This window comes from Pseudomonas cichorii, from assembly GCF_018343775.1.
GTDB classification, from domain to species: Bacteria; Pseudomonadota; Gammaproteobacteria; order Pseudomonadales; family Pseudomonadaceae; genus Aquipseudomonas; species Aquipseudomonas cichorii.
The window spans coordinates 2,800,054-2,813,484 of the sequence record NZ_CP074349.1 but is presented as its reverse complement, the minus strand read 5'-3'; the positions used below and the strand labels follow the sequence as shown (position 1 = coordinate 2,813,484).

General features: G+C 60.3%; 6 protein-coding genes. All 6 read right to left on the bottom strand.

Annotated features, from left to right (window positions below; all coding sequences use genetic code 11):
• Positions 1-19: 19 nt before the first annotated feature.
• The 6 genes from KGD89_RS12375 to KGD89_RS12350 all read right to left on the bottom strand — a co-directional run bounded on the left by KGD89_RS12375 (position 20) and on the right by KGD89_RS12350 (position 13,430).
• Positions 20-1,480: an efflux transporter outer membrane subunit gene (locus tag KGD89_RS12375; RefSeq protein ID WP_025260095.1), complete on the bottom strand. Its 1,461-nt coding sequence runs from the start codon at positions 1,478-1,480 to the stop codon at positions 20-22.
• On the bottom strand, positions 1,477-4,581 hold the full coding sequence (locus KGD89_RS12370; protein ID WP_025260094.1) for an efflux RND transporter permease subunit: 3,105 nt from the start codon (positions 4,579-4,581) through the stop codon (positions 1,477-1,479). The genes KGD89_RS12375 and KGD89_RS12370 overlap by 4 nt, the downstream gene beginning before the upstream one ends.
• Positions 4,578-7,676 carry an MdtB/MuxB family multidrug efflux RND transporter permease subunit gene (locus KGD89_RS12365; RefSeq protein ID WP_025260093.1) on the bottom strand — a complete coding sequence of 1,033 codons (3,099 nt, stop codon included), beginning with the start codon at positions 7,674-7,676 and terminating at the stop codon, positions 4,578-4,580. The genes KGD89_RS12370 and KGD89_RS12365 overlap by 4 nt, the downstream gene beginning before the upstream one ends.
• Complete coding sequence (locus KGD89_RS12360) at positions 7,673-8,989, bottom strand: MdtA/MuxA family multidrug efflux RND transporter periplasmic adaptor subunit (protein WP_025260092.1); 1,317 nt, start codon at positions 8,987-8,989, stop codon at positions 7,673-7,675. The genes KGD89_RS12365 and KGD89_RS12360 overlap by 4 nt, the downstream gene beginning before the upstream one ends.
• Positions 8,990-9,139: 150 nt before the next feature.
• Positions 9,140-9,640, bottom strand: coding sequence for a thiol peroxidase (gene tpx, locus KGD89_RS12355; RefSeq protein WP_025260091.1), 501 nt, complete (start codon positions 9,638-9,640; stop codon positions 9,140-9,142).
• A 109-nt stretch (positions 9,641-9,749) separates the two neighbouring features.
• On the bottom strand, positions 9,750-13,430 hold the full coding sequence (locus KGD89_RS12350; protein ID WP_025260090.1) for a translocation/assembly module TamB domain-containing protein: 3,681 nt from the start codon (positions 13,428-13,430) through the stop codon (positions 9,750-9,752).
• Position 13,431 lies beyond the last annotated feature (1 nt).

Here is a 13,431-nt window from a genome sequence, read left to right as displayed (position 1 = left end):
GCCCTCCTCGATGCACTGATCATTCCTTGATCTGCAGACCGCTCCGGGCATCCCAGCCACCCCCCATTGCAGCGATCAACTGCACACTGGCAATCAGGCGGCTTTGCAGCACATTCAAGACGCTGCGCTCGTTGCTCAGCGCAGTGGTCTGCACATTGACGACATCCAGATAGCCGATGACTCCGGCTTTGTATTGGTTGCTGGTCAGGCGCAGGGATTCACGGGCAGCATCCAGCGCTTCCTGCCGAACGGTCGCTTCCTCCTCGTAAACCTTGAGCTGAACCATGTAGTTTTCCACCTCCTGGAAGCCGTTCAGGACCGTTTGCCGGTATTGCGCAACGGTCTGGTCATAGACGGCTTCAATGCGATCGACTTCCGCAGAGCGTCTGCCGGCATCGAACAGCGTCAGGGCCATTTGCGGCCCGACCGACCAGAAGCGGTTCGGCAGGCTGATCCAGTTGGAAAACGAATTGCTGTTATAGCCGCCACTCAGGCTCAGGGTGAAATCCGGGTAGTAAGCGGCCTTGGCGACACCGATGTTAGCGTTGGCGGCCATGATGGAGCGTTCGGCAGCCGCGATATCAGGGCGACGCTCCAGCAATTGCGAAGGAATGCCCACCGGAATCTGCGGCAACTCCGGGATCGTGGTCGTCGCTGGCAGATTGAACTCGGCTGGCGCCATGCCCATCAAGACCGCGATGGCATTCTCGAACTGGGCGCGCTGCCACGTCAGATCAATCAGGTCGGCCTGGGTGGTCTTGAGCTGGGTCTGGGCCTGGGCCACGGCTTCGCGCCCGGAAATACCGGCCTGATACTGATTGCGGGTCATGGTCAGGGAACGTTCGTAAGCCTGGACAGTGGACTCCAGCAAACGCTTCTGCTCGTCCAGCACCCGCAATTGCAGGTAGTTCTGCACCAGTTCCGATTGCAGGCTCAACTGCATGGCAGCCAGATCTGCAAGGCTGGCCTGGGCGCTGGCGGTGTCGGCTTCCAGCCCACGGCGCAACTTGCCCCAGATATCGGCTTCCCAGCTCACGCCCAGTTGAGCATTGTAGGAATCGTTGATACCGCTGGAACCCGACGTACTGGTGCTGGAGGAACCCTGGCTCGAGCGGGTCTTGCCGGCCGTCAGGTCCAGCGTGGGAAACAGCGCACCGCGGGAACTGCGCACCAATGCCCTGGCCTGCCGGTACTGGGCTTCATATTGTGCGACCGTCTGGTTGGAACTGTTGAGCCGCTCCACCAGCGCATTGAGCTCGCTGTCGCCATACACCTCCCACCATGCGCCACGGGCCATGGCATCGCTCGGTGTCGCCTGACGCCAGCCCTCGGCCGCCTTGAACTGCACAGGCGTGGTCACTGACGGCTTGTGGTAGTCAGGCCCTACGGCACAGGCGCTCAGCAGCAGGACGCAAAGCCCCGTTGCCAGTGGCCGGACAAGCCACTGCGGGTTGGATTTGATTGCCGGATGGTCAGTCATAGCGGGGTTTCCAGAGCAGCATCGGTGCGCACGCCACGCCAGCGATTGAATCGGTGGCGCAGCCGGTCGAGATAGAGGTAAACCACGGGGGTGGTGTAAAGGGTCAGAATCTGGCTGAAGACCAGTCCGCCGATAATGGTCAGGCCCAGCGGACGGCGCATTTCCGCACCTTCGGCGTTACTCAGCAGGAGCGGCAAGGCCCCCAGAATGGCAGCAATCGTGGTCATGAGGATCGGCCTCAGACGTTGCAGGCAGGCACTGCGGATCGACTCCTGTGGCGTCATTCCCGATTCACGCTCCAGATGCAGGGCCAGGTCGATCATCATGATGGCATTTTTCTTCACGACCCCAATGAGCAGAAACAGCCCCAACAGGGAAATCAGACTGAATTCGCCGCCCAGCACATAGATGCTCAGCAAGGCTCCGACACCGGCCGACGGCAGGGTCGAGAGGATCGTCAATGGATGAATGTAGCTTTCGTAAAGAATCCCCAGCACCAGATAAACCGCCAGCAAGGCCCCGAGAATCATCAATGGCTGGCCTTTCTGAGTGGCTGCAAAGGCGTCGGCAGCACCGGCCATCTTGGAGATGACTTCCGAAGGCAAACCGACCTTGGCAATCGCACGCTCTATGGCCACCGTCGCCGTGTCGAGGCTGACGCCTTCGGCCAGATCGAAGGAAATGCTTTCCGAAGCGAACTGGCCTTCATGGGACACCCGGTCATTGGCAAGACTGCGCTCATAATGGGCAATGCTCGACAATGGCACGCGCTGCCCGTCTGCGGTAATCACCTGCACCTGCTGTAGCGTGACCGGGTCCTGCGCGTATCGGGGGTTGACCTCCATCACCACCTGATACTGGTTCAGGGTGTCATAGATGGTGGAAACCTGACGCTGGCTATAGGCGTTGTTGAGCACGGTGGTCACCATGTTCATGTCGATACCCAGGCGCTTGGCTGCATCCCGATTGACCACCAGAGTGACCTGCTGGGCACCGCGCCCTTCACGGGCGTCGATGGCGGTCAGCTCAGGCAACGCCTTGAGGGCTGCCACGACTTTCGGATACCACTCGCGCAAGCTTTGCAGGTCACCGCTTTGCAGAATGTACTGATACTGGGAGCTGGCCTGTTCACGACCACCGCCCAGTTGCAGGTCCTGATCCGGGGCCAGGAACAATCGCCCGCCCGGCACATGAGGCAGGGTCTTGCGCAAACGCTCGACCACCTGGGTCGCGGATACCTTGCGTTCGGAAATCGGCTTCAGGCGTACGATCATGAAGGCATTGTTGGTCCCGCCACTGCCGCCGATGAACCCCGCAACACTCTGCACCGCCGGATCGGTCAGCACGGCACGGCGGAAGATTTCCATCTTGGGCTGCATCACGGTGAACGAAAGACCGTCATCGCCACGAATGAACCCCATCAGTTGCCCCGTATCCTGCTGCGGCAGGAAGGTCTTGGGCACCACCACATACAGCGCGACGTTCACCACGATGGTAATCAGCAGGCTGAGCAGCGTCAGACGCGGGTGACGCAGCACCCAGCCAAGGGAACGGTCATAGCCGACCACCATGCGATCGTTGACGCGCTGGCTCCAGCGTTGAAAAGCACTCTTTTCCTGCTCCTGAGGCTTGAGCCAGCGCGCGCAGAGCATCGGCGTCAACGTCAGGGAAACCAGCAGTGAAACGATGATCGCCACCGACAGCGTGATGGAAAACTCCCGGAACAGGCTTTCCACCAGACCGCCCATGAACAGGATCGAGATGAACACGGCCACCAGCGAAACGTTCATGGACAACAACGTGAAACCGACTTCCTTGGACCCCAGGTAAGCCGCCTTCATCGGCGGGACACCCTCATCGATATGCCGGGAAATGTTCTCCAGCACCACGATTGCGTCGTCCACCACCAGCCCGGTGGCCAGAATCAGGGCCATCAGCGACAGGTTGTTCAGGGAGAAACCGCACAGATACATGATGGCGAAAGTACCCACCAGGGAAACCGGCACCGCCAGTGTCGGGATCAGCGAAGCCCGCAGACTGCCCAGAAACAGGAACACCACCAGAATCACCAGAACCACGGCAATCAACAGGGTCATCTCGGCTTCATGCAGCGTGGCCTTGATGACCGGCGAACGGTCCATGGCGATATTCAGCTTCACACTGGCAGGCAAGACCGCCTGCAAGGCAGGCAACTGCTCCTTGATCTGCGCCACCGTCTCGATGATGTTGGCACCGGCCTGACGGTTGATAACCAGCAGCACGGCCGACTGGTCATTGAAGAAACCACTGTTGTAGCGGTTTTCCACGGCGTCGCTGACCTTGGCCACATCCTTGAGACGCAGTGCCGCGCCATCCTGATAGCGAATGATCAGTGGCGCGTAATCCTTGGCCTTTTCCAGCTGGTCGTTGGCCTGGACCTGCCAGTTATGCTGGCTGTCTTCCACAAACCCCTTGGGACGACGCACGTTGGAACCGGTGATGGTGGTGCGCACTTCGTCGAGGGAAACACCGTACTGGTCCAGCATGTTCGGTTCCAGCTCGATACGCACGGCCGGTAGCGAACTGCCGCCAATCTGCACCTCGCCGACACCAGTCACCTGAGAGAGGCTCTGGGACAGGATGGTCGAGGCCAGATCGTAGAGCTGCCCTTTTTCCAGCACATCGGAAGTCAGGGTCAGTACCATGATCGGTGCCTGGGAAGGGTTGACCTTCTTGTAGGTCGGCATGCTGCGCATGCCACTGGGCAACAGATTGCGCGAGGCGTTGATTGCCGCCTGCACTTCCCGCGCCGCACCGTTGATATCCCGGTCCAGGTCGAACTGCAGGATCACCCGGGTCGTCCCCTGGCTCGAGCTGCTGCTCATGGTATTGATGCCGGCGATGGATCCCAGCGAGCGCTCCAGCGGCGTGGCCACACTGGAGGCCATGATCTCGGGGCTCGCGCCCGGCAGGCTGGCCGATACCACAATCACCGGGAAATCCATGTTCGGCAACGGCGCCACGGGCAACAGCCTGAAACTGACCGCGCCCAGCAGCATGATTGCCAGACTCAGCAGAACGGTGGCGACCGGCCTGCTGATAAAGGGTGCGGACAGGTTCATGCTTCGACCTGTCTTGAGTCAGGCTTGCGCGCCCAGCGACGGCCAAGGCGATCGAAGTACAGATAGATCACCGGGGTCGTGAACAGCGTGAGGATCTGGCTGAGCAACAGGCCGCCGACCATCACCAGCCCCAGCGGCTGACGCAGCTCTGCGCCGGAGCCGGTGGCCAGCATCAGCGGTATCGCGCCGAACAGCGCCGCCAGGGTCGTCATCAGGATCGGCCGGAAACGCAGCAACGCCGCTTCATAGATAGCCGTTTCGGGGTCGATGCCGCGATTACGTTCGGCGTCCAGGGCGAAGTCGATCATCATGATGGCATTCTTCTTGACGATACCAATCAGCAGAATGATGCCGATGATGGCGATCATCCCCAGATCGTTGCCGCTGATCATCAGAGCCAGCAATGCGCCCACCGCTGCCGATGGCAGGGTCGAGAGAATGGTGATCGGGTGGATATAACTCTCGTAGAGCACACCCAGCACGATGTACATGGTCACCACCGCCGCCAGGATCAGCAGCAGCGTGCTGGACAACGAGGCCTGAAACGCTGCGGCAGCGCCCTGGAACTGGGTCTGCACGCCAATCGGCATGCCGATGTCTTTCTGTACCTGCTCGATCACCTGCACCGCCTGGCCCAGCGCCACATCAGGCGCGAGGTTGAACGACATCATGACCGCCGGGAACTGCCCCATATGGGCAATCGCCAGTTGTGCCTGACGCTGCTCGACCCTGGCCAGACTCGACAGCTTGACCTGACCGCCATCGGTGGTCTTGACGTGAATCTGCTCCAGCGCCCTGGGGCCCAGCTCGTTGCCGGAAGCCGCCTGCAGCACCACTCGATACTGACTGGCCTGGGTGTAGATGGTGGAAATCTGCCGCTGACCGAAAGCGTCGTACAGCGCATCGGTGATATTGGCCACGGTAACGCCCACGCGGCTTGCAGCATCGCGGTCGATCATCAGGTAAACCTGCAAGCCCTTGTCCTGCAGGTCACTGGCGACATCGGTCAGTTCCGGGCGCTTGCTCAGGGCGTCCACCAGCTTGCCGCTCCACAGACTGAGCAGTTCGGCATCAGGTGACGACATGCTGAACTGGTACTGGGTCCGGCTGACCCGGTCTTCGATGGTCAGGTCCTGCACCGGCTGCATGAACAGGCGAATGCCCGACAAGCCGTCCAGTTGAGGTTGCAGACGCTGGATGACCTGCATGGCAGTCAGGTCGCGCTCGCCGTGGGGCTTGAGGTTGATCAGCAGGCGGCCGCTGTTGAGCGTCGCGTTGTCACCATCGACACCTATATAGGAAGACAGGCTCGCAACGGCAGGATCCTTGAGAATAATGTCCGCCAGCGATTGCTGACGCTCGCTCATGGATTTGAACGACACCGACTGCGGCGCTTCGGAAATACCCTGGATCACGCCGGTGTCCTGCACCGGAAAGAAGCCCTTGGGAACGGCCATGTACAGCACGACGGTCAAACCCATCGTACCGATGGCAACCAGCAGGGTCAGAGGCTGGTGCTTGAGCACCCAGCGCAGCTTGTCGGAATAGATGCGGATCAGCCAGTCGATCCAGGCACCGCTGGCGCGGTAGAAACGCCCCTGCTCTTCTTCCTTTGGCTCACGCTTGAGCAAGCGGGCGCACATCATCGGGGTCAGGGTCAGGGAAACAACAAGAGAAATCAGGATCGCCACTGCCAGGGTAATAGCGAACTCCCGGAACAGACGCCCGACCACATCGGCCATGAACAGCAGCGGGATCAATACGGCAATCAGCGACAGGGTAAGGGAAATCAGCGTGAAGCCGATCTGCTTCGCGCCCTTCAAGGCTGCCTGAAAAGGTGTTTCACCCTCTTCGATATGCCGGGAAATGTTCTCCAGCATCACGATGGCATCGTCCACCACAAAACCGGTGGCGATGGTCAGGGCCATCAGCGTGAGGTTGTTGATGGAGAAACCGGCCAGATACATCACGCCAAACGTGCCGATCAGGGACAACGGCACGGCAATCGACGGAATGATGGTTGCACTGACCCGGCGCAGAAACAGGAAAGTCACCAGTACCACGAGCACGATGGCGATCAGCAACTCATGCTGAACGTCGGTCACCGAGGCGCGGATGGTCTGGGTACGGTCGGTCAGCACAACCACATCCAGTCCGGCCGGCAGGTTGTCCGTGATGCTGGGCAGCAAGGCCTTGATCCGGTCTACCACCTCGATGACGTTGGCACCGGGCTGACGCTGGATATTGAGCAGCACCGCCTGATTGCGGTTGGCCCAGGCGGCCAGTCGCTCGTTTTCCGCACCATCGACGATCTCTGCCACATCCTTGAGACGCAGCGGTGCACCATTGCTGTAGGCCAGGATCAGGTTGGCGTATTCCTCGGGGGACTTGAGCTGGTCGTTGGCATCGAGCATCGACACCCGGGTCGGACCGTCGAAGTTACCCTTTGGCTGGTTGACGTTGGAGGCACTGATCAGCGTGCGCACGTCCGCCAGATTCAGGCCGTTGGCAGCCAGGGCTTCGGGGTTGACCTTGATCCGCACCGCCTGACGCTGCCCGCCCGCGATGCTGACCATGCCGACGCCGCTGATCTGGGAGATTTTCTGCGCCATGCGCGTATCCACCAGATCGTTGAGCTTGGGCAGCAGCATGGTCCTGGAAGTGATTGCCAGGGTCAGGACCGGCGTATCCGCCGGGTTGACCTTGTTGTAGACCGGTGGCGCAGGCAGATCATTGGGCAACAGGTTGGTCGCGGCATTGATGGCCGCCTGCACTTCCTGCTCGGCCACGTCCATGTTGATTTCAAGATTGAAACGCAAGGTGATGACCGACGCGCCGCCCGAACTGGTGGACGCCATCTGGTCCAGCCCCGGCATCTGCCCGAACTGTCGCTCCAGCGGCGCCGTCACGGCGCTGGTCATGACCTGCGGGCTGGCGCCCGGATACAGGGTCATGACCCGGATGGTCGGGTAATCCACCTGTGGCAGGGCCGAAACCGGCAATAGGGTGTAGGCGATCAAACCGGCCAGCACAATCGCCAACATGCTCAGCGTGGTGGCGACCGGACGCAGGATGAACAGGCGCGACATGTTCATGCTTGGTTTTTTTCCACCTTGTCGGCCGAGGCCGATTTATCGGTGGCCTTGTCAGGCTTGCCCTGCAACTGCTGGCCTGGAGTGGACGGCACGTCCTTGCTGTCAGTGACCACCTCCACTGCGGCTCCGTCGCGCAGCCGGTCGGTGCCTTCGAGCACGACCTGCGCACCGGCAGCCAGGCCTTCGAGCACGACGGTCGAGTTCTCATCGCTCGGGCCGGTCTTGAGCAGGTTGACCTTGACCTTCTTGTCGCCGTCCAGCGCATAGACAAAGGTGCCATTGGTGCCGAACTGCACGGCCGCTGTAGGTACCAGCACCGCTTGCTTGAGGGTATCGGCACGCAGGCGCACATTCACAAACTGATTGGGGAACAGCACTTCATCGCGGTTTTCAAAACGGGCCTTGAACTTCAGGGTGCCGGTGGTGACATCGATCTGGTTGTCCAGGCTCGCGAGCACACCAGTGGCCTGCAACTTGAGGTCGCCCCGGTCCCAGGCCTCGACAGGCAGTTTGTCGCTGCTGCGATAACGGGCGATGACGGCTGAAAGGTCTTTCTCCGGCAAGGTGAAGTTGACCGAAATCGGCTGGGTCTGGGTAATCACCACCAGCGCCGTGGTGTCGTTGGCAGCGACCAGATTGCCGATATCCAGTTGCTTGAGGCCGACACGTCCGGCAATCGGGGCCTTGATGCGGGTGAAGTCCAGATTGAGCTTCGCCTCCGCCACAGCCGCCTGATTGGACTTGATGGTCCCCTGATACTGGTTCACCAGGGATTCGGCAGTGTCCAGGGTCTGCTTGGCGATGCTGTCCTCGGCGAACAGCCCGCGGTAACGCTGCACATCGAGCTGGGCGTTCTTCAAAAGCGCCTGATTGGTCGCCAGGGTGCCTTCAGCCTGCTGCAACGCGACCTGATAGGTGCGCGGGTCGATTTCGGCCAGCAGATCGCCCGCCTTGACCATCTGCCCTTCCTGGAAATGGATACGGACCAGCTCTCCCGCCACACGGCTGCGCACATTGATGGTGTTGGTCGCAGTCACCGTGCCCAGCGCCTTGTAATAGATCGGAAAGTCGCCCTGGGTCACCGGGGCAACCCGCACCGGAACCGCTGCCGCCGAACCACCGAAACCTGGCCGCGCCACTTTGCCTGCACTTGCCGCTGCCGGTGCCTTGCCCGACTCGGCGCCCTTGTGGGATGAAGAGGACGCAGGCCAGAACCACCAGCACAAACCGACGATAACCAACAGGACCAGCAGACTGATCAACCAGCGACGGGAATTACGGGGGCCAGACGATTGCATGAATAAATCAACCATTACAGGTGGGGTTCTTCAGGAGGCTGAACAATAAGCACAGATGAGCTGCAAGCAAAGCGCCTTTACCAAGCGCTTACTTTTGTTAAACGGTTGAAGCACAAATAAAAAAACGGCCTGAACGGATTCAGGCCGCTGAAGTGTTGCAACGTATTACTTCAATACAGCCAGAGCCGCTTCATAGTTCGGCTCTTCGGCGATTTCCGAAACCAGCTCGCTGTGCAATACATTGTTGTTTTCGTCCAGGACGACAACAGCACGAGCCGTCAGGTGAGCCAGGGCACCATCGGCGATTTCAACGCCGTAGTTCTTGCCGAAATCGGCACTGCGGAAAGAAGACAGGTTCTGGACGTTCTCCAGACCTTCCGAGCCACAGAAACGAGCCTGGGCGAATGGCAGGTCAGCGGAAATGCACAGCACGACGGCGTTTGCGACGTCATTGGCCTGGGCGTTGAACTTGCGCACGGAAGTGGCGCAGGTCGGAGTATCGACACTTGGGAAGATGTTCAGGACTTTACGCTTGCCCGCAAAGTCAGCCAGGGTCACATCGGCAAGGCCGGCACCGACCAGAGTGAAAGCGGGAGCAGCGCTGCCGGTTTTCGGCAGGTCGCCAGCGATTTGTACAGGGTTGCCTTTTAGCGTTACTTGAGCCATGAAACCAAGTCCTTTTACAGAGTTTTTGAAGAGCCGGAAGTTAACCACGAAAGTGTCAGAGTACCTAGATCGGATATTTCCGAAACGGGTACGAGATAGAGCCTTCGCGCTAAAAATCCCGTTTATAGAAAATATCCAGTGAACTGGCAATACCGCTGGCCGCTTCCAGATATACCCTTTTGCTCAGCATATAGCGCAACGCAATGGTATTGGCCGGCTCGAACACGCCTACACCATAACGCAGGCTGAGTTTTTCGGTGATCTTGCCGCTGGCCACGACATTGGTCTTGTTGCCGGTGCCGGTGGTATCGAGCTCAAAGTCCTTGATCCCGAGGTTGTCGGCAAGTTTGCCGGTAGTCGATGCACTTCCCGCCACGCCCAGCGCCAGGGCGGCCTGGGCAACCATGTTGCTGTCTTCCCCGGTATTGCCCAGCGGCCTGCCCATCACCAGATAGGACAGCGCCTGCTCCTGACTCATGGCAGGTTCGGAAAACACTTCGGTAGTGGGCTGATCGGCACTGCCAGTCAGGCGGATACCGGCGATGATCTCGTCGGTCTGGCGAATCGCTTCGATATCCAGATAAGGCTGATCGATGGGGCCTGCAAACAACAGGCGAGCCTTGCGGATGGTCAGGCGCTGGCCATAAGCGCGGTAACGTCCGTCATTGAGGTTCAGTTCGCCACGGGTATCCAGATTGTCGCCAATGTGCACATGCCCGACAAGGTTGGCCGTCAGCCCGAAGCCGCTGAACGCCAGTTTTTCCTGTCCGACCTCGACATCGATATCCATCGCCATGGCCAGCGGCGGTGCGCCCTCTTCGGTCTGCTGGCCCACGATGACTGTATCCCCCGACAGCTTCACAGTAGAAGGCGGCAACTCGCGCACCGTGATCGTACCCTTGGGCACCAGCACCTTGCCGGAAATGCCCAGCCGGTCGTTGTGCATGGAGATTTTCAGGTCGGGCGCCGCTTCCACGGCGACATAAGGTTCGACGGTAATCGGCAGGCGCGAGCCCTTGAGGTTGATATCCACCATCAGGGCCTGCCCCCAGGCCACCTGCCCGCTCACTGTGCCCTGCCCGGTCGCGCCGCTCTTCCAGCCACCATTGAGCTGTACACTTTCCCCGGCAATCAGGGCCTGGACTTTCAGGTCCTGCAACTCCATGGGGAGCTCCGGCCCCGAAACCTCACCACCCTCCAGGCTGAGACTGCCATTGACCTGAGGTGCCAGCAGACCACCGGACAGCCGACCATTGCCACTCAGGCGGCCATTGAGCTTCTGCACCATGGGCACGAAGGGCCGCGCCACGGAAACGTCCAGGCCGGACAGGCTGAAGTCGCCACTCAGGCTCTTTTCACGCGACAGCGGGTCGATTCGCGCCGTGAGCAACAGCCTGCCCAGTTTCTCGCCATCGAAATCCAGTCGCGAATCGATACTGCGTGGTTTCAGGGTGCTGCTGAGTTTCAGGCTGCGATAAGGAAAGTCCAGCCACTGATCCTTTTCCCTTACCCGCAGCGTGCCGTTGCTGGCATCGACCGTGATTTGCCCGTCAGGTCCGGCGGCTGGCAGATCGAGTCGGATATCGGCATTGAGCGCGCCTTTCCAGGCGAAGTCCTTGGGCAGCCACTGAGCCAGGCTTTCGAGGGGGAATTTCTTCAGGTGATAACGCAATTGGGGCTCAGGCATCAGACGCTGATCTTCACCGCACAGGCTTGCCTGCCCGGAAGCCCAGCAATGGGCACCGAAGTTGATCTTGCCGTCGGCCAGACGCTCAAGCTTTGCAGGCTGTTGCAGTTTCCAGTCCTGTCCGCCGCTCTGAATGGCGCCGCTGGCCAGTCGTCCGCGCCAGTTGCCCTTATCCAGAACACCGTCGAGTGCCAGAGCCAGTTTCAGCAACGGGCCTTGCAGGTCGATTTTCATCTGCTGGTTCTTGAGCGTGCCCTGCCCATTGACGGTCAAGGTTCCCAAGGCCGTGTCGCCGGCGTAAATACCGCTGCCCTTGAGATCGACCGTTGCCCGCTGGGCCTGATCGAGCTTCGCCGCCATTGTCAGGTTTTGCAGGCGATTGTCCTGCAAGGCCAGTTGCGAGCCTTGCAGGTCAAACCGCCCCTGAGGGGCCTGGAGCGTTCCGGCCAGATCCAGTTTTGCGTTGATCCGCCCCTGCAATCGTGGCCATAGCTGCCCAAGGCGAGGCAGGTTGAGGTCCACCTGACCCGCAAGACGCTGCTGCAAGCTGCCACGACCCTGGATCCGGTTGTCGCCCAGGCGTATATCCAGCGCACCGAGGTTCCATTGCTCACCCGCACCATCGGCCTTGACCAGCAACACCGCTGGCTGACCACGCAAACGCCCCTTGAGGTCCAAGTCGGCATTGAGTTCGAGCTTTTCGTCTTTCAATTGCCCTTTGCTGCGCAGCGCCCCGGCCAGAGTGCCCGGCAGTTCCGCGACCCAATAGGACGGATCGAGCGAGCCCAGATCCAGAGCAGTGTCCCAACCGATGCCATCGGCGAACTGCAGATTCAGATGACCGCTGGCCTTACCCTGCCCAGCAACCAGTTCCAGTTGCGGCAGGTACACCCGCTGCAAATCACCACTGAACGGGCTGCCCAGGCTGAAAGCACCTGCCGGGCCATCCAGGTCGGAACTGAAATTGCCCAGATACTGGCCGTCGGTGTAGGAAATCTCGCCCTTGAATGTGCGCAGACTGACCTGAGGCTCGCTCGCCAGCGGATAAAGCCGCTGCCACGGGAAGTCCAGCCAGTCGATTTTCGCATCAGCCTTGAACGCTTTTTCCCAGTTCAACTGGCCGTTGAGGGTGAGATGCTGCTGCTCACTGGCGGTCAGTTGCAGCGTCTCGATATCAGCGCCTTTGGCATCCACACGGCCTTGCAGCGCCAGAGCGACCGGGCCTTGTTCGGCGGGCAGGCTGGCGGTACCGGTAATCTGGTAGCCGCTGTCGAGGTTGCCTTCGGCATTGAGCAACACCTGCTCAAGCTGCAAGGTATCCGGCAATCCGGCACCGGGCTTGAATCGCTCGGAGGTGATGCTCACTTTGGCCGGCAAATGTTCGGCCAGCGCTTGCAACTCGCCACTCAATCGCCCCTGCAAGTAACCACTGCTGTCGGCCTTGAGTTGCAGGGTCTTGAGCAGTGCGCCGGTGATATCCAGCGCCAGTGTCCATGACTGTCCGTCCTGTGGCGGCAGTTGCAAGGTGCCTTTGGCAGTCAGCGGCCACTCACCCTCGGGCTTCAGCAGGCCGACAAGGTCGAGAACCAGACTGTCGCGCTGCAAATGGGCCGAGTCGATCAGCAGGCCATCAGCCGTCCAGTGCGCCGCCAGTTTCAGATCACTCAGTTGCTCGACGCCGTCCAGTTGCAGGCTGCCCAGTTGCACGTCATTCAAGCGAATCGCCAGCGGCAGTTTCAGTTGCGGCAAGGACAGCGGGCCTTCGCTGACAGTCTCTTCGCTGGCCGCGAAATGCATACGTACCTGATCGGCATGCAGTTGCTCGATGCACAGCGTCATCCTCAAGAGGCAGGCAGGCGACCAGTCGAACTGGACGGCTCTGACTTCAACGCGATCCTCGCCCTGCTGCCAGAGCACAGAGTCAGCACGCCATTGCCCGCCCAGCCGGCCGCTGAAATTCTCTACCTGCAAACCCGGTACTCGCGCCAGTGCCCACTGGCTGCCGCTCTGCGTGCCCACTGCCATCCAGGTGCCCACCAGCAACAGCAGCAGGATCGTGACCAGCCCCAGACCCGCGATCTTCGCCCCACGCTTGATGTTCAGA

Bases quoted from the DNA above. Each gene is read 5' to 3' on its own strand.
- KGD89_RS12375 (WP_025260095.1), bottom strand. From the start codon at position 1,480: ATGACTGACCATCCGGCAATCAAATCCAACCCGCAGTGGCTTGTCCGG.
- KGD89_RS12370 (WP_025260094.1), bottom strand. From the start codon at position 4,581: ATGAACCTGTCCGCACCCTTTATCAGCAGGCCGGTCGCCACCGTTCTG.
- KGD89_RS12365 (WP_025260093.1), bottom strand. From the start codon at position 7,676: ATGAACATGTCGCGCCTGTTCATCCTGCGTCCGGTCGCCACCACGCTG.
- KGD89_RS12360 (WP_025260092.1), bottom strand. From the start codon at position 8,989: ATGGTTGATTTATTCATGCAATCGTCTGGCCCCCGTAATTCCCGTCGC.
- tpx (WP_025260091.1), bottom strand. From the start codon at position 9,640: ATGGCTCAAGTAACGCTAAAAGGCAACCCTGTACAAATCGCTGGCGAC.